General features: G+C 68.9%; 19 protein-coding genes and 2 tRNA genes. 10 read left to right on the forward strand and 11 right to left on the reverse strand.

Annotated elements, in window-relative coordinates; genetic code table 11:
- The first annotated feature begins 19 nt into the window (after positions 1-19).
- The 5 genes from RMP09_RS02465 (at position 20) to RMP09_RS02485 (ending at position 4,393) form a co-directional block, all read left to right on the forward strand.
- Positions 20-1,438, forward strand: coding sequence for a pitrilysin family protein (locus RMP09_RS02465; protein ID WP_310564424.1), 1,419 nt, complete (start codon positions 20-22; stop codon positions 1,436-1,438).
- 16 nt (positions 1,439-1,454) lie between these two features.
- Entirely contained in the window at positions 1,455-2,774 is a 1,320-nt protein-coding gene (locus tag RMP09_RS02470) for a pitrilysin family protein (RefSeq protein WP_310564425.1), read from the forward strand.
- A gap of 142 nt (positions 2,775-2,916) precedes the next feature.
- Positions 2,917-3,528, forward strand: a complete 612-nt coding sequence (gene rsmD, locus RMP09_RS02475; RefSeq protein ID WP_310564426.1) for a 16S rRNA (guanine(966)-N(2))-methyltransferase RsmD — start codon at positions 2,917-2,919, stop codon at positions 3,526-3,528.
- A 52-nt stretch (positions 3,529-3,580) separates the two neighbouring features.
- Positions 3,581-4,084, forward strand: a complete 504-nt coding sequence (coaD, locus tag RMP09_RS02480; RefSeq protein ID WP_310564427.1) for a pantetheine-phosphate adenylyltransferase — start codon at positions 3,581-3,583, stop codon at positions 4,082-4,084.
- A 9-nt stretch (positions 4,085-4,093) separates the two neighbouring features.
- Entirely contained in the window at positions 4,094-4,393 is a 300-nt protein-coding gene (locus RMP09_RS02485) for a YfhL family 4Fe-4S dicluster ferredoxin (RefSeq protein ID WP_310564428.1), read from the forward strand.
- Here RMP09_RS02485 and pth read toward each other — a convergent pair.
- The 7 genes from pth to RMP09_RS02520 form a co-directional block, all read right to left on the reverse strand.
- Positions 4,342-5,010: an aminoacyl-tRNA hydrolase gene (gene pth, locus RMP09_RS02490; RefSeq protein WP_310564429.1), complete on the reverse strand. Its 669-nt coding sequence runs from the start codon at positions 5,008-5,010 to the stop codon at positions 4,342-4,344. The two genes, RMP09_RS02485 and pth, sit on opposite strands and share 52 nt — an antisense overlap.
- Before the next feature lie 107 nt (positions 5,011-5,117).
- On the reverse strand, positions 5,118-5,744 hold the full coding sequence (locus RMP09_RS02495) for a 50S ribosomal protein L25/general stress protein Ctc (RefSeq protein WP_310564430.1): 627 nt from the start codon (positions 5,742-5,744) through the stop codon (positions 5,118-5,120).
- Positions 5,745-5,831: 87 nt separating this feature from the next.
- A complete protein-coding gene (locus RMP09_RS02500) occupies positions 5,832-6,815 on the reverse strand; it encodes a ribose-phosphate pyrophosphokinase (RefSeq protein ID WP_310564431.1) in 984 nt (327 codons plus the stop codon).
- A gap of 98 nt (positions 6,816-6,913) precedes the next feature.
- Positions 6,914-6,990, reverse strand: a tRNA-Gln gene (locus tag RMP09_RS02505).
- Between the two features lie 93 nt (positions 6,991-7,083).
- Complete coding sequence (ispE, locus tag RMP09_RS02510; RefSeq protein WP_310564459.1) at positions 7,084-7,971, reverse strand: 4-(cytidine 5'-diphospho)-2-C-methyl-D-erythritol kinase; 888 nt, start codon at positions 7,969-7,971, stop codon at positions 7,084-7,086.
- 23 nt (positions 7,972-7,994) lie between these two features.
- Positions 7,995-8,492, reverse strand: a complete 498-nt coding sequence (locus tag RMP09_RS02515; protein WP_310564432.1) for an outer membrane lipoprotein LolB — start codon at positions 8,490-8,492, stop codon at positions 7,995-7,997.
- A complete protein-coding gene (locus RMP09_RS02520) occupies positions 8,489-10,306 on the reverse strand; it encodes a tetratricopeptide repeat protein (RefSeq protein WP_310564433.1) in 1,818 nt (605 codons plus the stop codon). The genes RMP09_RS02515 and RMP09_RS02520 overlap by 4 nt, the downstream gene beginning before the upstream one ends.
- 92 nt (positions 10,307-10,398) lie before the next feature.
- Between RMP09_RS02520 and mutM the strand changes: the two genes are divergently transcribed.
- Genes mutM through mutY form a run of 3 tightly spaced genes read left to right on the forward strand, consistent with a single transcriptional unit; the run spans position 10,399 to position 14,293 of the window.
- The gene (gene mutM / locus RMP09_RS02525) at positions 10,399-11,214 is read left to right on the forward strand and encodes a bifunctional DNA-formamidopyrimidine glycosylase/DNA-(apurinic or apyrimidinic site) lyase (RefSeq protein ID WP_310564434.1); all 816 of its coding nucleotides are present in this window, start codon (positions 10,399-10,401) and stop codon (positions 11,212-11,214) included.
- A 44-nt stretch (positions 11,215-11,258) separates the two neighbouring features.
- Positions 11,259-13,211 carry a dynamin family protein gene (locus RMP09_RS02530; protein WP_310564435.1) on the forward strand — a complete coding sequence of 651 codons (1,953 nt, stop codon included), beginning with the start codon at positions 11,259-11,261 and terminating at the stop codon, positions 13,209-13,211.
- Positions 13,208-14,293, forward strand: coding sequence for an A/G-specific adenine glycosylase (gene mutY, locus RMP09_RS02535; protein ID WP_310564436.1), 1,086 nt, complete (start codon positions 13,208-13,210; stop codon positions 14,291-14,293). The genes RMP09_RS02530 and mutY overlap by 4 nt, the downstream gene beginning before the upstream one ends.
- 5 nt (positions 14,294-14,298) lie before the next feature.
- On the opposite strand, the gene rapZ is transcribed toward mutY, so the two are convergent.
- Genes rapZ through RMP09_RS02550 form a run of 3 tightly spaced genes read right to left on the reverse strand, consistent with a single transcriptional unit; the run spans position 14,299 to position 17,813 of the window.
- Positions 14,299-15,213 carry an RNase adapter RapZ gene (rapZ, locus tag RMP09_RS02540; RefSeq protein WP_310564437.1) on the reverse strand — a complete coding sequence of 305 codons (915 nt, stop codon included), beginning with the start codon at positions 15,211-15,213 and terminating at the stop codon, positions 14,299-14,301.
- Entirely contained in the window at positions 15,210-16,853 is a 1,644-nt protein-coding gene (gene recN / locus RMP09_RS02545) for a DNA repair protein RecN (protein ID WP_310564438.1), read from the reverse strand. Before recN ends, rapZ begins: the two co-directional genes overlap by 4 nt.
- 54 nt (positions 16,854-16,907) lie before the next feature.
- Entirely contained in the window at positions 16,908-17,813 is a 906-nt protein-coding gene (locus RMP09_RS02550; RefSeq protein ID WP_310564439.1) for an NAD kinase, read from the reverse strand.
- A gap of 96 nt (positions 17,814-17,909) precedes the next feature.
- Between RMP09_RS02550 and hrcA the strand changes: the two genes are divergently transcribed.
- Together hrcA and RMP09_RS02560 are read left to right on the forward strand one after the other, a co-directional pair.
- A complete protein-coding gene (hrcA, locus tag RMP09_RS02555; protein ID WP_310564440.1) occupies positions 17,910-18,929 on the forward strand; it encodes a heat-inducible transcriptional repressor HrcA in 1,020 nt (339 codons plus the stop codon).
- A gap of 37 nt (positions 18,930-18,966) precedes the next feature.
- Positions 18,967-19,043: transfer RNA gene (locus tag RMP09_RS02560), tRNA-Ile, on the forward strand.
- Between the two features lie 175 nt (positions 19,044-19,218).
- On the opposite strand, the gene dgoD is transcribed toward RMP09_RS02560, so the two are convergent.
- Entirely contained in the window at positions 19,219-20,367 is a 1,149-nt protein-coding gene (gene dgoD / locus RMP09_RS02565; RefSeq protein ID WP_310564441.1) for a galactonate dehydratase, read from the reverse strand.
- Between the last annotated feature and the right edge of the window lie 7 nt (positions 20,368-20,374).

The raw sequence follows: 20,374 nt of genomic DNA on the forward strand, positions 1-20,374 counted from the left end.
CTTGTATCGTCCCCATTCTATGAAACGCCCCTTTCACCTCGGTGTCGTGCGCGGTTGGGCGGCCGGCTTCCTGTTGCTGGGCACCACCGTCGCCCTGGCCGCCGCGCCCGGCCCGCAACGCTTCACCCTGTCCAACGGCATGACGTTGATCGTGCAGCCCGACCGCCGCGCACCCACGGTGGCCCACATGCTGTGGGTGCGGGTGGGCGCCATGGACGAGGTGGACGGCACCACGGGCGTGGCCCATGTGCTGGAACACATGATGTTCAAGGGCACGCCCGACCTGAAACCGGGTGAGTTCTCGCGCCGCGTGGCGGCACTGGGTGGGCGCGAAAACGCCTTCACCAGCCGCGACGCCACCGCCTACCACCAGCAGCTGGCCAGCCAGCACCTCGAAGCGGTGATGCGCCTCGAAGCCGATCGCTTTGCGCGCAACCAGTGGAGCGACGAAGAGTTCCGAAAAGAGCTGGCGGTGGTGAAGGAAGAGCGGCGCCAGCGCACCGAGGAGTCGCCCCGCGCGCGCTTCTTCGAGAGTTTCACCGCCACCGTGTTACAGACCAGTCCCTACCGCCGCCCCGTCATCGGCTGGATGAGCGACCTCGATGCGCTCACGCCGCAGGAGGCGCGCGACTTCTACCGCCGCTGGTACGTGCCGGCCAACGCGGCGGTGGTGATCGCCGGCGATGTGGACGTGGACCGCGTGCGCGCGCTGGCCGAGTCCCTCTACGGTCGCATCCCGGCGCGGGCCGTGTCCGGGCGCAAACCGCGCGACGAGGTGGTGCAGCAGGGGCCGCGCCAGATGGCGTTTCGCGCCGCCACCGAACAGGCTCTGGTGGCCCTGGCCTGGCAGATGCCGGTACTGGCCTCGCCCGAGGCACAGGACGCGGGCAGCCAGGACGCCCTGGCCCTGACGGTGTTGTCCGCCGTGCTCGACGGCTACGGTGTCAACCGGCTGGACCGGGCCCTGGTGCAGGGCAGCACCGGGCCGCGCCTGGCCGACAGCGTGGGCGCGTCCTATGGCCTCGGCGGCCGTGGACCGCAGGTGTTCACCCTGACGGCCGTGCCCGCCGCCGGTGTGGCGCCCGAGCAGGTGATCGCCGCGCTCAAGGCGGAGCTGGCCCGCGTCGCGCGCGAGGGCATCAGCGCGGCGGAGCTGCAGCGCGTGAAGACCCAATGGACCGCCAGCGAAACCTACAAGCTCGACTCCGTCTTCAACCAGGCCCAGGAGCTGGGCAGCCACTGGGTGGCCGGCTGGGACGTGGACGCCGGCCCGCAGCTCATGGCCCGCCTGCAGGCGGTGACGGCCGAGCAGGTGCAGTCGGTCGCGCAGCGCCTGTTCGGCGACGAACGCCTGACCACCGGCGTGCTGGTGCCCGACGCGACCCGCCCCCGCACCGGGGCACCCGCCGGCCCGCGCCCGGCGCTCTCGCGCCACTGAACCCGATCCCATGCCCATGTTCACAAAAGCCCTCGCGCTGCTGGCGCTGGTGATCCTGCCCGTGTGGGCACAGGCCGCCATCCCCATCCAGCACTGGATGCACGCCAGCGGCGCCCGCGTGTACCTGGTCGAGAGCCCGTCCATCCCCATGCTGGACGTGCAGGTCGACCTGGACGGCGGCAGCCGCCGCGACCCGGCCGCGCAGGCGGGTCTGGCCAGCGTCACCGCCGACCTGCTGACCGCCGGCGTGGCCGCGCAGGGCACCGCGCCCGCGCTGGACGAAAACCAGCTGTCCGAAGCCTGGGCCGACCTGGGCGCCAGTTTCGGCGCCAGTGCCAGCGGCGAGCGTTTCAGCCTGTCGCTGCGCAGCCTCACCCGGCCCGACCTGCTGCAGCGCGCGGTGGCCCTGGCTGCGCGCCAGCTCGCGGCCCCGGCCTGGCCCGACGCGGTCTGGCAGCGCGACCGCGCACGCATGTTGGCCGCCTGGCAGGAAGCCCAGACCCAGCCCGCCACCCACGCCGGCCGCGCCTTTGCTCGGGCCGTGTACGGCGACCACCCCTATGGCCGCGAGACCACGCCGCCAACGCTGGCGGCCATCGACACCGCCGCCATGCAGGCCTTCTACCGCCGCCACGTGGCCGCCTGCCGCGCGCAGGTGGTGCTGGTCGGCGCCACCGACCGCGCGGGTGCCGAACGCATCGTGGCCCAGCTCATGGCGGCGATCGCGCCACACGGCTGCGAGACCCTGCCCGCGGTGCCCGATGTGGCGCCGCTGGCGGCCGCGGTCGAGCAACGCATCCCCTTCGACGCGGCGCAGGCCCAGGTGCTGGTGGGCCAGCCCGGCATGGCCCGCAACGACCCGGACTTTTTCCCGCTTTTCGTGGGCAACTACATCCTGGGCGGCGGCGGGTTCGTGTCGCGCCTGACGACCGAGGTGCGCGAAAAACGCGGCCTGAGCTACAGCGTCTACAGCTACTTCGCGCCCGGCCTACAGGCCGGTGCCTTCCAGCTCGGGCTGACGACCCGGCCCGACCAGGCCGAGCAGGCCCTGGCCGTTGCACGCGAGGTGGTGCAGCGCTTCGTGGTCGACGGCCCGACCGAGGCCGAGCTGCAGGCGGCCAAGGCCTTCCTGGTCAACGGTTTTGCGCTGCGCATCGACAGCAACCGCAAGCTGCTGGACAACGTTGCCAACATTGCCTGGTACGGCCTGCCGCTGGACTACCTGGACGGCTGGACCGCACAGGTGCAGCGCGTGAGCACGGCCGACATCCGCCGCGCCTTCCAGCGCGTGCTGCAACCCCAGCGCATGGTCACGGTGGTGCTGGGCGCGCGATGAGCAGCGCTTGTGAAACGTCATCTTCCCGACGGCCTGGCCGCGTTACAGTCCACGCCATGAAGATTTGTGCCCCCCCACGCTCCACCGCTTCGCGGGTCGCTGCCCCCCAGGGGGCGTTTTTCATCTTGGGGGCGGCCCTGCGATGAAAAAGCCCGCCATCACCCGCCGCCCGACCGTGAACGCCCCGCAGGAGGTGCGCATCATCGGCGGTCAGTGGAAGCGCACGCCGCTGCCGGTGGCCGCGTTGCCGGGCCTGCGCCCCACGCCCGTCCGCGTGCGCGAGACCCTGTTCAACTGGCTGGGCCAGGACCTGACGGGCCTGCGCTGTGTGGACGCGTTTGCCGGCACTGGCGCCCTGGGTCTGGAAGCCGCGTCGCGCGGCGCGGCCGAGGTGCTGCTGGTGGAAAACGACGGCGCGCTGGTCAAGACCTTGAGCGCCCTCAAGACCCGCCTGAAAGCCGATGCCGTGCGGGTGGAGCGCGGCGACGGCGTGGCCGCGCTGCAGCAGCGGCGCGGGCAGGCGCTGGACGTGGTGTTCCTCGACCCGCCGTTTGGCGACGACGGCAATCCGGCCCTGTTCAACGCCGCGCTGCTGGCCGCGCGCCAGGCCCTGGGCGAGCAGGGCCTGATCTACCTCGAAGCCCCACGCGCCTGGACCGGCGACGAACTCGCCCAGCTGGGCCTGCAGCTGCACCGCCAGGGCAAGGCGGGCGTGGTGCATTTCCACCTGCTGCAGCCCCTGCCGCCGCAGTGACTTGCACCCGCGCTGCGCGGGTGGACGCGGGCCTTGGCCGATAATCCCGGCCATGTCCGCTCCCGCCGCCTCCGCCCGCCGCATCGCCGTCTACAGCGGCACTTTCGACCCGCTCACCTTGGGCCATGAAGACGTGGTGCGCCGCGCCGCCGGCCTGTTCGACGAACTGATCCTGGCGGTGGCCATTGCCCACCACAAGAAGACGCGTTTTGCGCTGCAGGAGCGCATGGCCATGGCCGCCGAGGCGCTGAGCGGTTTGCCCGTGCGCGTGCTGCCCTTTGACGGCCTGATCATGGATTTCTGCCGCCAGCAGGGCGCCTGCGCCGTGGTGCGCGGCATCCGCAACCTGACCGACTTCGATTACGAGGCCCAGATGGCGGCCATGAACCGCAAGCTGCTGCCGTCGGTGGAAACCGTGTTCCTGTTGCCGCAGGCCGAGCTGCAATGCATCTCCAGCACTCTGGTGCGCGAGATCGCCACGCTCGGCGGCGACGTGTCGCAGATGGTCAGCCCGGGTGTGGCCGTTCGCCTGACCCCACGTCCTCTGCAGGCCTGAGGAGCAACCATGGCCCTGATGATCACCGCCGAGTGCATCAACTGCGACGTCTGCGAGCCCGAGTGCCCCAACCAGGCGATCTCGATGGGCGAGGACTTCTACCAGATCGACCCCCACCGCTGCACCGAATGCGTGGGGCATTTCGACGAGCCGCAGTGCGTGCAGGTCTGCCCGGTCGAGTGCATCCCCGTCGATCCGGCCCACACCGAAAACCACGAGACGCTGTGGCAGAAGTACCAGCGCCTGCAGGCGGCCGGTCAGTCGCTGGCGTCGCCCGGTCCGGTGCTGTTGCCGCCTTCCGACGCCTGAGCGGGTGCGGCCGCCGCCACCGGCTTGGGTGGCTTGGGGCGCGGCGGTTTGCTGGTGTGGATCAGCGCCGTGGCCTTGTCCATCTCGCCGGCGATCAGCTGCGGCAGCGCCTTGAGGGCGCGGTCCAGCGACTGCGCAATCGCGATGCGGTCGTCGGGTGACGGCTTCTTGAGCACCCAGTTCGCCACCTCGTTCTTGTTGCCCGGGTGGCCGATGCCGATGCGCAGCCGCCAGTAATCCGGGCTGCCCAGCTGGGCGTGGATGTCGCGCAGGCCGTTGTGGCCCGCGTGCCCGCCACCCTTCTTGAGCTTGGCTTCGCCGGGGGGCAGGTCCAGTTCGTCGTGCACCACCAGCACTTCTTCGGGCGCGATCTTGAAGAAGCGCGCCAGCGAGGCGACCGACTTGCCCGAGAGGTTCATGAAGGTCTGGGGCTCGACCAGCCACACGCTCTGACCGCCCACGTTGGCGCGCGCCACCAGGCCGAAGTGGCCGCGCTCCATCTGCAGCGAGGTCTTGAGGATGCGCGCCGCCTCGTCCACAAACCAGAAGCCGGCGTTGTGGCGGGTCTGTTCGTATTCAGGGCCGGGGTTGCCCAGGCCTGCGATGAGTTTGATCATGGCGTCGGATTATCGGGGGCGTGTCGATGGGCGCCCCAAAGAAAAAGGGCCCGCACAGCGGGCCCTTGGGCAGGCAGACCGGGTGGCTGAGCACCCGGCAGCAAGAATCACTTCTTGCCCTTGCCCTTTTTCTTGTCGTCCGCAGCGGCGACCACGGGAGCGGCCACCACTTCTTCCACCGGCTCGACGACGGTGGCGATGGTGATGCTCTTGCGACCGTGCGTCACGATCTTCACGCCGGCAGGCAGCTGGATGTCGCCGGTGTGCAGGGTTGCGCCCTTTTCAACCGCGCTCAGGTTCACTTCGATGAACTCGGGCAGCTGCATGGCCAGGCATTCGATTTCGATTTCGGTCACGACGTGGTTGATCACGCAACGGTCGTTCTTGACGGCCGGCGAGTTCTCTGCGCCCACGAAGTGCAGCGGCACCTTCTTGTGCAGGCGGGTCTTTTCGTCCACGCGCTGGAAGTCCACGTGCAGGACCATGGGCTTGTAGGGGTGGTACTGCACATCGCGCAGCAGCACTTTCTCGACCTTGCCGTTCACTTCCATGTCCAGGATGGAGGCGTGGAAGGCTTCCTTCTTCAGGGCGTGCCACAGGGCGTTGTGATCGAGTTCGATCGTGGCCGCGGCGGCAGCGCCACCAAAAACGATACCGGGCGCGCGACCGGTGATGCGCAGACGGCGGCTCGCACCCGTACCCTGCTTGGCGCGCTCAAAAGCGACAAATTGCATGACTGACTCCTGTTGAGGGGTTCCGCGACCAGAACGCCTCGGTTTGAAAAAGGCCGCACCACACGGTGCAGCCTGCTTTTTGTTGCGTCAGAACAGACCGTCCTGATCGGCGAACAAACTCATGACCGACTCGCCCGAAGCGATGCGCGCGATGGTTTCGGCCATCAGCGACGCCACGGAGAGCTGGCGGATCTTGTTGCAGGCCTGGGCGGCCTGCGACAGGGGAATGGTGTTGGTCACGACCACCTCGTCCAGCGCATTGCCCTTGGCGATGCGGTCGATGGCGGGGCCGGAGAAGATGGGGTGCGTGCAGTAGGCGTACACGTGCTTGGCACCGCGCTCCTTGAGCACCTCGGCGGCTTTGACCAGCGTGCCGGCGGTGTCGATCATGTCGTCCATGATCACGCAGTTGCGGCCTTCGATGTCGCCGATCACGTGCATCACTTCCGAGACGTTCGGCTTGGGGCGGCGCTTGTCGATGATGGCCATGTCGCAGCCCAGCTGCTTGGCCAGCGCGCGGGCGCGGACCACGCCGCCGACGTCGGGCGACACCACCATCAGGTCGTTGTAATTTTTCTCGCGCAGGTCGCCCAGCAGCACCGGCGAGGCGTAGATGTTGTCCACCGGGATGTCGAAGAAACCCTGGATCTGGTCGGCGTGCAGGTCCATGGTCAGCACGCGGTCCACGCCCACGGTCTGCAGCATGTTGGCCACCACCTTGGCGGTGATGGGCACGCGGCTCGAACGCGGACGGCGGTCCTGGCGGGCGTAGCCGTAATAGGGGATGACCGCGGAAATGCGCTCGGCCGAAGCGCGCTTGAGCGCGTCGACCATGATCAGCAGTTCCATCAGGTTGTCGTTGGTCGGCACACAGGTCGACTGGATCACGAACACGTGGCGGGCACGCACGTTCTGGGTGATCTCCACCGTGACCTCACCGTCGGAGAAACGGCCAACATTGGCCGAACCGAGCTGGGTGTTGAGGTGTTGCGCGATCTCGGCGGCCAACACGGGGTTGGCGTTGCCGGTGAAGATCATGAAATCCGGTGGCTGGACGTTGGATGTGTTCATGTCGTGCATGGCGATCCCGGCGGCGTCAATGGCGAAAAAAGAGGCCGCTCAACGGAATGTCTCGCGGCCTGTCTCTTGTGCTGTGTGTCAAAAAAATCTGGCAGGGGAGGAAGGACTCGAACCCTCGCATGCTGGAATCAAAATCCAGTGCCTTTACCAACTTGGCGACTCCCCTACGCAGGAGGCCTGTTCAACAGCTGTCGGACAGACCACCTCAAACTTGTCGCAGGTTGCGCATCAACTGCCTGGCTGATGAGCGATCCGGATTCTACCCGGAACACCAGTCCAGCAATGGATGTGCATCCATGTTGCTGCATTCGCGAACGATCCAGTCGCCCGGAGCGTCGGTCAGAGTCTGCGGTGTCCACATGGGAGCGAACACCGCTGTACCCGAACCGGTCATGCGCCCTTGCAGACCTTGGCTTTCCAGCCACCGAATGCATTGCCCCACTGGGGGGCAGAGCGCCTGCGCCACCGGTTGAAGATCGTTGTGACCGCCTTCAAGCAGGGCCTGGAGGTTCAGTTCACGCAAACCATCGTTTTCAACCGTGTCGTTTGCAGCAAAGCCTTGGATTATAGCGGTTTTTGTGGCGCGTTGCAGATCTGGTGACGTAAAAATGCGCTGAGTGGAGGCGCCGACGGGTGGTTTGACCACAACAAAGCGCGCCGGCGGCAGGCGAACCGGGGTCAGTTGTTCGCCCACGCCCTCGACCCACGCGTTGTGGCCGCCGATAAAAAACGGCACATCGGCGCCCAGTTGCAGCCCGATGTCCGCGAGCGCCTGGCGCGACAGGCCCAGACCCCACAGGCGGTTGAGTGCGATGAGGCAGGAGGCGGCGTCGGACGATCCGCCGCCCATGCCGGCCTCGGCCGGGATGTGTTTGTCCAATGTGATGTCGGCGCCCCACGCGCAGCCGGTGGCCTGTTGCAGCGCGCGCGCTGCGCGCACTGTCAGGTCCACCTCGGGCAGCGCGCCGGGCCGGCTGTCGATGCGCCGGACGACACCATCGTGCCGCCGTTCGAAGTGCAGGGTGTCGCACCAGTCGATCAGCATGAACACCGATTGCAGCAGGTGGTAACCGTCGGGCCGGCGGCCGGTGATGTGCAGGAACAGGTTGAGCTTGGCGGGGGCGGGCACGTCGCGCAGCTGTTGCACGGGCTCGCCCGGGGTGGCGTGGGTCATGGCTGGAAGACGATGCGCAGTTCGGCGCTGGGGGCGGGGTCGGTGCGGCGGGCGGTGATGCGGCCTTCGGCCTGGCGCGAGAGGTCGGCCGTCCAGCCCTGGGTGCTGTGGGGCTGGCCGCTCAGCCAGGCAAACAGCGCCGACACGGGCAGTGCCGTACCGCCCAGTTCGGTGGTCAGTTCGTCCAGGCTGGCGCGGCGGGTGGTCTGCTCGCCCTGGCGCAGCTCGGCCGAGCCGGGGGACCAGACCACGGTGGCCACCGTGTTGCCGAGCGGTGTGGTGAGGGCGAGCTCGCCGGCGTCGGGCGAGCCGGTCAGGTCAAAACCGGCCGAAAAGGACTGCGGCGGCGTGCTCGCCACCTGCACCGCGAGGCGGCCACTCCAGTGCGCCTGGCCGGGCGTGGGCGCGCGGGGTGTGGCGCATGCCGTGAGCAGCACCCCGCACCCCACCAGCGCCAGCCGACGGGTGGCGAGCCACGCAAGGGGAACATTCATGGTTTGACGCGCAGGCGTTTGAGCGTGGACTGCAGGGTTTCGTTGTCGTTGGCCAGCAGCAGGCCTTCACGCCAGATCTTCAGGGCCTGTTCGCGCTGGCCGCCGGTCCACAACACTTCGCCCAGGTGGGCGGCGATTTCGGCGTCTGGCCGCTGGCGGTAGGCCGCCTGCAGGATGGACAGGGCGCGTGGTGCGTTGCCCAGGCGGAATTCCACCCAGCCCAGGCTGTCCTGGATGTAGGCGTCCTGGGGGGCGAGTTCCACCGCCTTTTCGATCAGCTGCTTGGCTTCGGGCAGGCGCACGCCGCGGTCGGCGAACGAATAACCCAGCGCGTTGTAAGCGTGGTGGTAGTCGGGCTTGAGCGCGATCAGGCGGCGCAGCAGCTGTTCCATGACATCCGGCTTGCCGGCTTTTTCGGCCATGGTGGCCTGGTCGTAGAGCAGGTCGCCATCGTCGGGGAACCGGGCCACCGCTTCGCCATAGACATCGAAGGCCTGTTGCCAGGCTTTCATGTCGCGCAGCAGCTGGGCTTCGGCGGCGAGCTTCAGGCGGGCGTCTTCCGGTCGGCGTTCGGGTTGGTTGCGCAGCAGGGCGCGGGCCTGCGCCAGCTGGCCCTGCTTGGCCAGCAGCGACGCGCGACGCATCTGGGCGGCCATGATGTCGCTGGCGTTTTCGATGCGGTCCAGCCAGGCGTTGGCCGCGGCGTAGTCTTTTTGCTTTTCGGCGATCTGCGCCATGAGCAGGTAGGCCTGTGTCAGACCGCGCGCGCTGCGCTCGTCGCCCGACTGGCGGGCCAGGCCCATGTAGGTCTGCAGGGATCGGGTGGCCGCGCCGAGGTCGCTGTCTTGCACCTGCACGGTGCCCAGCAGCAACCAGGGCTCGGGCAGCTCGGGCTGTTGCGCCGTCAGCTGGACCAGCTGGGCGCGGGCGTCGGTGTTGCGCTGCAGGTCCAGCAGGATGCGGGCGTAGGCGAGCTGCACATTGGGCGTCCCTTCGGGCGTGCTGCGCGGTGCGGTTTGCAGGTGGGCCTTGACCAGGTCTTCCGCGCTGGCCTGGCCACGTTCCATGAGTTCCAGTGCCAGCAAGGCGGGGTAGGGCGATGCCGGGTCGGCGGCCTGTCCGGTGCGGGCGGCGGCCAGCGCCTGCTCGGGCCGGTCGCTGGCCAGTTCCATGCGGCCCAGCGTGGTCCAGGCGGTGGCGCTGTGTTCGGGCTGTTTGAGCGCGCCGGCCAGGGCTTCGCGCACCACGCGCAGGGCCAGCGCCTTGTCGCTGACGCGGGCATAGGTCTGCGGGATGGCGCTGATGACGCCGTCGCGTTCGGCCGCATTGCTGCGCTCGAGCAGGGTGCGCAGCACCGGCGCGGTTTCACCGGGGCGGTTCAGGGCCAGCAGGATCTGCAACTCGAAGCGGTGGGCATCCACCGATTCGGGCAGGGCCTGTGCCCAGGCCTGGGCCGCGGTCAGCGCGGCCTCACCCGAACGGGCCTGCAGCGCCACCTCGACCGCGCGCCGGTAGAGCAGGCCGTCGCGCTGCTTGCGTGCGGCGTCCAGGATCAGCGAATAGCCGGCACCCGCCTCGCCCGCGTTCACCTGCATTTCGCCGAGCAGCAGCTGGTAGAACAGCGGGGCGTTGAGTTTGGAGTTGACCACCGGCTCGGCTGCCGCGTCGGGGGTGGCGGCGTCAACCGCCGCGGTCTGCGCCGGTGCTGCCCACGACAGCGTCATCAGCACGCTGCCCAGCAGGGCGGCGATCACCGGCGATGCGGCGCGAAAACGCCCTGTGGCCGGGTGGGCGGGGCGGTGCAAGGTGTTCATCGGGTCATGATAATGGAAGGGTTTGGGCTCGCCTGGTGTGATGCCCATGCCCCCGGATCGTTCCGGTGGATGCCCCTCAAAAGACGCCGCCCATGCCCGAATTGCCCGAAGTGGAAGTGACCCGCCGCAGCTTTGCCGACCGCATCGCGGGCGCCCAGGTGCGGGGTGTGCAACTGGGGAAACCGCTGCGCTGGCCGCTGGGCTGCGAGCCGCAGGCGCTGGTGGGCCGCACGGTGCGGTCCGTCTCGCGCCGGGGCAAATACCTGCTGATCCACCTGGACCAGGGCCTGCTGCTGATGCATCTGGGCATGTCGGGCAGCCTGCAGTTTGCCGAGCAGCTGCCGCCGCGCGGCGTGCACGATCACTTTGAACTGGACACCAGCCGGGGATGCCTGCGCCTGCACGACCCGCGCCGTTTCGGCGCCGTGGTGCACGCCGATGCGGTCGACGATCCGGTGGCGAGCAAGCTGCTGGGCGGGCTGGGGGTGGAGCCGCTGGAGGCGGGCTTCGAACCGCTGCGCTTCCACGAAGCGCTGCGCCAGCGGCGCGTCAGCATCAAGCAGGTGCTGCTGGCCGGTGACATCGTGGTGGGGGTGGGCAACATCTACGCGTCCGAAGCCCTGTTCCTGGCCGGCATCCGGCCCACGCTGCGCGCCGACCGCCTCAGCCGCCCGCGCGCGCTGCGCCTGCACGGGGCCATCGTGGGGGTGTTGCAGAAGGCGCTGGCGCTGGGCGGCAGCACCTTGCGTGATTTTTCCAGTGCCCGGGGCGAAAGCGGTTACTTTCAGCTCGACGCCATGGTGTATGGCCGGGAGGGGCAGCCCTGCCGGGTCTGCGGATCCCCCATCAAGGGCATCCGCCAGGGGCAACGCTCGACGTTTTACTGTCCGCAGTGCCAAAAGCCCTGAGCGTGCGCCGATACTATGGAAACCCGAACCCGAAGAACCGGCCCATGAGCTTCAACCAGGAATTCGACGAACACGGCGCATGGCGCAAGCAGTTTGCGCTGCGCCTGAAACTCCTGTCGGAGTGGCTGAGCGATCACGACCTGCTCGAAGCCGGGGTGCGCGAGCGGCTGGACCAGCTGCACGCCCAGGTCAAGAACGACAAGATCACGGTGGCCTTCGTGGCCGAGTTCTCGCGTGGCAAGTCCGAGCTGATCAACGCGGTATTTTTTGCCGGCTACGGCCGGCGCATCATGCCGGCCAGCGCCGGGCGCACCACCATGTGCCCGACCGAGCTGGGCTACGACGCCGAGGTGCCGCCCTGCCTGCGCCTGCTGCCGATCGAGACGCGCCTGCAGCCGCAGTCGCTGATGGACTGGCGCAACGCCCCCGACAAGTGGGAGCGTGTGAACCTGGACGTGAACGACCCGCAGCAGCTCGCGCGCGCCATCCAGAAAGTGGCCGAGGTGCGCCGCGTGACGCCGGCCGAAGCCACTTCCCTGGGGTTCTGGGACGAGGAAACGCCCGACGACAACCCGCCGCTGGGCAGCGACGGCCTGATCGAGGTGCCCAAGTGGCGCCACGCGCTGATCAACATGGCGCACCCGTTGCTCAAGCAGGGTCTGGTGATCCTGGACACGCCGGGGCTCAACGCCATCGGCGCCGAACCCGAGCTGACGGTGAGCCTGCTGCCGCAGGCGCACGCGGTGGTGTTCATCCTGGCGGCCGACACGGGGGTGACCAAGTCCGACCTGACCATCTGGCGCCAGCACCTGGCCACGCTGGGCCAGGGCCAGGAGGCGCGCCTGGTGGTGCTCAACAAGATCGACACCATGTGGGACGCGCTGAGCTCGCCCGAACAGGTGCAGCTGCAGATCGCCTCGCAGCGCACCGACTCGGCCGACATCCTGGGCCTCTCGCCGCTGCAGGTGCTGGCCGTCTCGGCGCAAAAGGGCCTGCTGGCCAAGGTCAACCGCGACGACCTGCTGTTGAAGGCCAGCAACCTGATGGAGCTGGAAACCGCGCTGGGGCAGGGCTTGCTGGGCCAGCGCCGCAAGATCCTGGGTGCGGCTGTGGCCAACGGCATGCAGGCGCTGCGCCAGGAAACCGGGCGCCTGGTGCACACGCGGGCCCGCGACCTGGTCGAGCAGATCCAGGAACTCGAAGGCCTGCGCGGCAAGAACGCCGGCACGATCAAGCAGATGCGCCTGCGCATCGAGCAGGAGCAGGCCGACTTCGACGCCAGCGGCGCCAAGATCCAGGCGGTGCGTTCGGTGCACCTGCGGCTGCTCAAGGACCTGTTCGCCATGCTCAGCACCACGCACCTGAAGGACGCGGTGACCGGCCTGGCCCGCGCGCTCAAGCAACCCGGCATCAAGCTGGGGGTGCGCCGCGCCTACGGCCAGACCTTCGAGCGCCTGGGGGCCGACCTGGCCCATGCCGACCGGCTGGCCGGCGAGATCCAGTCCATGCTCGAAGGCAGCTTCAAGAACCTGAACGCCGAATACGGCTTCTCGCTGCAACCGCCGACGCCGCCCAAGCTGGCGGAATACGGCAAGGATCTGGCCCTGATCGAAAAAAGCCACCTGCAGTACCTCAGCCTGGGCAACGCGCTGCGCCTGGCGCAGCCGGAATTTGCCGAACGGCTGGCGCGTGCGCTCATGAGCCGCCTGCGCGTGGTCTTCGAAACGGCGGTCAACGAGGTGGAGCTGTGGAACAAGTCCGCCGCGGCGCAGCTGGACGCTCAGCTGCGCGAACGCCGTCGCAATTTTGGCCGCCGCATCGAGGCGGTGTCGCGCATCCAGCAGGCCGCGGGTGGGCTGGACGAACGCATCCGTGAACTGCAGTCGCAGCAGGCCCAGCTGCACCTGATGGACGCCAAACTCTCCGAACTGACCGACCAGCTGCTGGCCGCGCCGCAGCGCGAGCCCGCGCCGGGCGCCGAAGCCGTCGCGGCATGAGCCGCGGCCCGACCCCCGCGGCGGGCGCGCCAGTGCCCGCGGGCTTTGCCGAGCGCCTGATCGCCTGGCAGCGCTGCGACGGACGGCACGGCCTGCCCTGGCAGGGCACGCGCGATTCCTACCGCGTCTGGCTGTCCGAGGTGATGCTGCAGCAGACCCAGGTCAGCACCGTGCTGAACTACTTCCCGCGTTTTCTGGCCCGTTTCCCCGATGTGCGGACGCTGGCGCAGGCCACGCCGGACGAGGTGATGGCGCTGTGGAGCGGCCTGGGCTACTACAGCCGGGCGCGCAACCTGCACCGTTGCGCCCAGGTGGTGGTGGCCGAACACGGCGGTCTGTTCCCGGCCGACGCCCGCACGCTGGAAACGCTGCCGGGCATCGGCGCGTCCACCGCGGCGGCCATCGCGGCGTTCTGCCACGGCGAGCGCATTTCCATCCTCGACGGCAATGTGCGGCGCGTGCTCACACGCCTGCTGGCCTTCGACGGCGATGTGGCACAACCTGCCCAGCAACGGGTGCTGTGGGATCTGGCGCAAGCCTTGTTGCCGACGGCGCCTGCCGGCGACGACATGGCCGCCTACACCCAGGGCCTGATGGACCTGGGCGCCACACTGTGCTCCCGCAGCCGGCCCGCTTGCGAAGCCTGCCCCATGCGCACGTTGTGCCGCGCGGCCGAGGCCGGCGAAACGGCGAAATACCCGGTGAAGACCCGCACGCTCAAGCGCCGCCATGAAAGCTGGTGGCTGCTGCTGTTGCGCACCTCGGGAGGGGGTGACCCCCAGGTCTGGCTGCAGCGGCGGCCCACGCGCGGCATCTGGGCCGGTTTGCACTGCACGCCCGTGTTCGCCAGCGAGGCCGAAGCGCTGGCCGCCGTGCCCCCGGGTGTGAACCCCGATGCCGTGGTGCCGCTGGAGCCGGTGGCGCACAGCCTGACGCACCGCGAGCTGCGGCTGCATCCCCTGCTGCTGGACCTGCCATCGCCTGCGCCGATGCCCGATGGCCAGTGGGTGGCCTGTTCGGCCCTGCCGGGGGTGGGCCTGCCCGCCCCGTTGCGCACGCTGCTGGACCGTTTGCCCGACTGACCGCTTCAGCTGCGCAGTTTGGCCGCAGGCCAGGATGCGGCCTCGCGGTGGCGCACGCGGGTGGCCCAGTCGGCGCCGAAGGCCGCGCCCAGCCGTTCGGCCAGGTAGACAGACCGGTGCTGCCCGCCGGTGCAGCCCACCGCCACGGTCACATAGCTGCGGTGGTCGGCCTGCATTTGCGGCAACCACTGCTGCAGGAACTGCGTGATCTGCTGCTCCATGCGCTGCACGTCGGCCTGCCGGGCCAGGTAGTCGGCCACCGGTGCATCCAGCCCGGTCAGGGGTTTGAGCTCGGGCACGTAGTGCGGATTGGGCAGCATGCGCACGTCGAACACGAAGTCGGCGTCGATGGGAATGCCGCGCTTGAAGGCGAACGATTCGAAAACCAGGGTCAGGCCCGCCTGCGCGGTCCCGATCAGGTCCTTGATCTCGGTGCGCAGCTGGGCCGGCAGCAGCAGGCTGGTGTCGATCACCTTGGCCTGTTCGCGCAGCTGGCTGAGCAGTTCGCGTTCGTGCTCGATCGCGTCGGTCAGCAGGCGGTGCCGGTCGTCGTCGGTGTGGTGCAGCGACAGCGGGTGGCGCCGCCGCGTTTCGGAGAAGCGGCGCACCAGCGTGTCGGTGGTCGCGTCCATGAACACGATGCGCAGCTGCACCGACAGGCCGGGCGACCGCCGCAGCAGGTCGAGTTGCTCGGGCAACACCGGCAGCGACGCGGCGCTGCGCACGTCGATGGCAATCGCCACCTTGCGCGCACCGTGGCTCTGCTCCAGGGCGATGAAGGGCTGCAGCAGCTCGGGCGGCAGGTTGTCCACGCAGTAGTAGCCCAGGTCTTCCAGGGCGGTCAGCGCGACCGACTTGCCCGAGCCGGACATGCCGGTGACCAGCAGCAGGTCGATGGTGGCGGGGGCGGCGGTGTTCATGCGGTCAGCAGCTCGCGGGCGTGGGCCAGGGACACTTCGGACTGCTCGTTGCCGCCGAGCATGCGGGCGAGCTCGCGCACCCGCTCTTCGTGGGTGATCGGCGCCACGCTGCTCACGGTCTGTGCGCCGCTGCGCTGTTTGCTCACCAGCAGGTGGTGGTCGGCACAGGCGGCCACTTGGGGCAGGTGGGTCACGGCCAGCACCTGGCGGTCGAGCCCCAACTGGCGCATCAACTGGCCCACGGTGTGCGCCACGGCGCCGCCGATGCCCGAATCCACCTCGTCGAAGATCAGCGTCGGTGCCTGGCCCAGCCGGCTGGTGACCACGGAAATGGCCAGCGCGATGCGCGAGAGCTCACCGCCCGAGGCCACCTTGCCCACCGGGCGCGGCGTCACCCCGGCGTGTCCGGCGACCAGGAATTCGATCTGCTCGCGGCCATGGGCCTGCGGCTCGTCCAGCGGCGACAGTGCCACGTCGAAGCGCCCGCCCTGCAGGCCCAGGGTCTGCATGATGTCGGTGACGGCCTTGGCCAGCCGGGGGGCCGCCTTCTGGCGCTGCGCGCTCAGGGTCTTGAGTTCGGCGTCCAGCGCCTTGCGCGCTTCGCGTTCGGCCTGTTGCAGGCTGGCCAGGTCCAGCGCCTGGTCCAGCGCGGCCAGCTCGGTCTTCCACTGCACCAGCAGCTCGGCCAGTTCTTCGGGCGGGCGGCGGTAGCGCCGCGCCAGCGACATCCACAGGGCCAGGCGCTGGTCCAGCGCGTCCAGCCGGGCCGGGTCCCGCTCGGTGTGGCGGCTGTACTGCAGCACGCTGTGCGCCGCGTCCTGCACCTGCGCCAGCGCGGCTTCCAGCGCTTCGACCGGCTGGGCGAACTGCGGTTCGATGTGGACCTGCGCCTGCAGGGCCGTGAGCGCGCGGTGGATCAGGCCGGCCGCGCTGGGCTCGTCTTCGTCCAGCGCGGCGCCGGCCTGCTGGGCCGCGTCCAGCAAGGCCTGGACGTGGGCCAGGCGGCTGTGCTGGACGTTGAGTTCATCCCACTCGCCGGCGGCGGGCGCCAGCTTGTCGAGTTCACCGATCTGCCAGGCCAGGCGCTCGCTGTCCTGCTGCAGGCTGGCCTGGCGCGCGCTCGCGTCCTCCAGCGCCTGGCGCTTCTGGCGCCACTGCGCCCAGGCCTGCCCGGCGGCGCGGGTGTCGATCTGGCCGAATCCGTCGAGCAGGGCGCGCACGGCATCGCTGCGCGTCAGGCTTTGCCAGGCGTGCTGGCCGTGGATGTCCACCAGTTCATTGGCCAGGGTCTTGAGCTGGGCCATGGTGGCCGCGCTGCCGTTGATCCAGGCCCGGCTGCGGCCCTCGGTGTCCACCGTGCGGCGCAGCAGCAGGGCGTCTTCCACCGCAAAACCTTGTTCTTCGAGCCAGGCTGCCAGCGCGGGCGGGCTGTCGAACTCGGCCGCGATCTCGCAGCGCGGCGCGCCTTCGCGCACCACACCGCTGTCGGCGCGGGCGCCCAGCGCCAGCTGCAGCGCGTCGATGAGGATGGATTTGCCGGCGCCGGTCTCGCCGGTCAGCACACTGAAGCCCGTGGCCAGATCAAGGTCCAGCGCAGGGACGATGACGAAGTCGCGCAGGGCGATGCGGCGGAGGCTCATGGGTGTGGAACGCGTCGGTTGGGGCGGAACAGATGCGCGTATTCTGACCGCGAATCAGGCCCCCTCGTTCCAGTGCAGCTTCTTGCGCAGGGTGTCGAAATAGCTCCAGCCGATGGGGTGCAGCAGGCGCAGGGTGTGCTCGGAGCGGCGCACCACGATGCGGTCGCCGTGCAGCAGGCTGGTGAGCGACTGCATGTCGAAGTTGGCGCTGGCGTCCTTGCCCGAGACGATCTCCACCGCGATCTCGCTGTGCGAGGGCAGCACGATGGGGCGGTTGGACAGCGTGTGCGGCGCGATCGGCACCATCACCCAGCCGCCGACCGAGGGGTGCAGCAGTGGCCCGCCGGCCGACAGGGCGTAGGCGGTCGATCCGGTGGAGGTGGCGATGATCAGGCCGTCGGCGCGCTGGTTGGCCACGAAATGGCCGTCCACCTCGACCCGCAGCTCGATCATGCTGGCCACGCCGCCGCGGTTGACCACCACGTCGTTGAGTGCGGTGGCCTCAAACACGCAGCGGCCATCGCGCCAGACGCTGGCGGCCATCAGTGCGCGCGGGTCCTCTTCGTAGGCTCCATGCAGGATGGGGTCGAGCTTCTCGCGGTAGCTGTCGATCGGGATGTCGGTGATGAAGCCCAGGCGCCCCTGGTTGATGCCCACCAGCGGCACACCGTAACGCGCCAGCTGACGGCCGATGCCCAGCATCGTCCCGTCACCACCCACCACCAGCGCCAGCTGGCAGGACCGGCCGATGGCGGGCACGTCGAGCGAGGGGTATTGCAGCAAGCCGGTGTTGAGGGCCGTGTCCTGTTCCAGCGAGACATCGCAACCCTGGTCGTGCAGGAAGTGCGCGATCTCATCGACCGTGTGGCGCGAGCCCGGGGCCTGGTACTTGCCCACGATGGCCACATGAGGGAAGCGCAGACCCGAAAGACGGGGGCTGTCGTTTGGGGTGTGGCTCATCCGCAAATTACAACACAGCGCATCGGGCGTGCAGGCAAAGGCAAACCCTTGTGTGGCGGGGCGCGCCAGGGCCTGCCGCGTCCGTAAAATGGGCCTATGTTGGATGACCGTTCCAAGTTGCTGCTCAAGGCGCTCGTCGAGCGATACATCGCCGACGGGCAGCCCGTCGGCTCGCGCACGCTGGCCAAGGCCGCGGGGCTGGAGCTCTCGCCCGCGACCATCCGCAACGTGATGAGCGACCTGGAGGAGCTCGGCCTGATCGCCAGCCCCCACACCTCGGCCGGTCGCATCCCCACCGCGCGCGGCTACCGCCTGTTTGTCGACACCATGCTCACCGTGCGCCGCGATGCGCTGACGCCGGTGCCCGACATCGCCACGCCGGGCATCGAGTCCGGCCAGCCACAGCGCGTCATCAGCCACGCCGCGCAGATGCTGTCGAGCCTCTCGCAGTTCGTCGGCGTGGTCATGGCGCCGCGCCGCGCGTCGGTGTTCCGGCACATCGAATTCCTCAGCCTGTCCGACCGGCGCGTGCTGGTCATCCTGGTCTCGCCCGATGGCGACGTGCAGAACCGCATCATCCACACCCAGGTCAACTTCACGCAGACCCAGCTGCTGGAGGCGGCGAATTTCCTCAATGCGCACTACGCTGGGCTGGCCATGGAAGAGGTGCGCGCGCGCCTGAAGACCGAACTGGAAGCCCTGCGGGGCGAAATCGCGGGGCTGATGCAGGCGGCGGTGGAAATCGGTGCCGACACCGACGCGGGCCAGGACGAGGTGGTGGTGTCGGGCGAGCGCAACCTGCTGTCGGTCAGCGAGTTCTCCAGCGACATGGGCAACCTGCGCCGGCTGTTCGACCTGTTCGAGCAGAAAACCCAGCTGGTGCGCCTGCTGGATGTGTCGGCCCAGGCCGACGGCGTGCGCATCTACATTGGCGGTGAAAGCCAGGTCGTGCCCTTCGAAGACCTGTCGGTCGTCACCGCGCCCTACGAGGTGGACGGCCAGGTGGTCGGCACGCTGGGCGTGATCGGTCCGCAGCGCATGTCCTACGAACGCATGATCCAGATCGTCGACGTGACCGCCAAGCTGGTGAGCAACGCGCTGAGCCACAACAAGTAGGCGCCGGCCCAGCCTCTACAATCGCGCTCGCACGAGGGGGCCGTTAGCTCAGTTGGTCAGAGCAGAGGACTCATAATCCTTTGGTCGTTGGTTCAAGCCCAACACGGCCTACCAAAAAGCCCTTGTGGTTGTTGAAAAGCCTGCTGCCGAAACGGCGCAGGCTTTTTCATTTGTGCGGCTGTTCCTGTGCCGCACCCGCTCGGCGCCCGTCTGTGGGACCTGTTGGTGGGATCTGCTTCGGTGTCGGGCATGGCCTTGTGCCAGAACCTGGACCACCGCGAGCCGCGGGTCACCACTCGGCGAAGCTGCCGTCCTTGTGGCGCCAGACCGGGTTGCGCCAGCGGTGGCCCTCGGCCGCGCGCTCGCGCACATAGGCCTCGTTGACCTCGATGCCCAGGCCGGGGCCGGTCGGGATCTTCACCATGCCGTCCTCGTAGGCGAACACCTCGGGGTTGCTCACGTAGTCCAGCAGGTCGTTGGCCGCGTTGTAGTGGATGCCCAGGCTCTGCTCCTGGATGAAGGCGTTGTAGCAGCCGGCGTCGATCTGCAGGTTGGCCGCCAGCGCGATGGGGCCCAGCGGGCAGTGCAGCGCCAGCGCCACGTCGTGGGCCTCGGCCATGGCCGCGATCTTGCGGGTTTCGGTGATGCCGCCGGCGTGCGACGGATCGGGCTGGATGATGTCCACATAGCCCTCGGACAGGATGCGCTTGAAGTTCCAGCGCGAGTACAGCCGCTCGCCCAGTGCGATCGGCATGGTCGCCACGTGGGCCAGTTCCTTGAGCGCCTCGTGGTGTTCGCTCAGCACCGGCTCTTCCACGAACATGAGCTTGTGGGGTTCGAGTTCGCGCAGCAGCACCTTGGCCATGGGCTTGTGCACCCGGCCGTGGAAGTCCACGCCGATGCCCACGTTCGGCCCCACGGCTTCGCGCACGGCGGCCACGTTGGCCAGGCAGCGCTCGACCTTGTCGTGGCTGTCGATGAACTGCAGCTCTTCGGTGCCGTTCATCTTGACCGCGGTGAAGCCGCGGTCCACGGCCGCCTTGGCGGCGGCGGCGGTGTCGCTGGGCCGGTCGCCGCCGATCCAGCTGTAGACGCGGATGCGCTCGCGCACCTGGCCGCCGAGCAGGTCCGACACGCTGACGCCCAGCGCCTTGCCCTTGATGTCCCACAGCGCCTGGTCGATGCCGGCGAGCGCGCTCATGTGGATGCCGCCGCCGCGGTAGAAGCCGGCGCGGTACATCACGGTCCAGTGGTCCTCGATCTGGCGCGGGTCCTTGCCGATCAGGTAATCCGACAGCTCGTCGACCATGGCGGCCACGGTGTGGGCGCGGCCTTCGAGCACCGGTTCACCCCAGCCGACGATGCCCTCGTCGGTCTCGATCTTGAGGAAGCACCAGCGCGGCGGAACGATGAAGGTGGTGAGGCGGGTGATTTTCATGGGGGTT

The organism is Hydrogenophaga sp. (genome assembly GCF_031426985.1).
Classification (GTDB): domain Bacteria; phylum Pseudomonadota; class Gammaproteobacteria; order Burkholderiales; family Burkholderiaceae_C; genus Hydrogenophaga.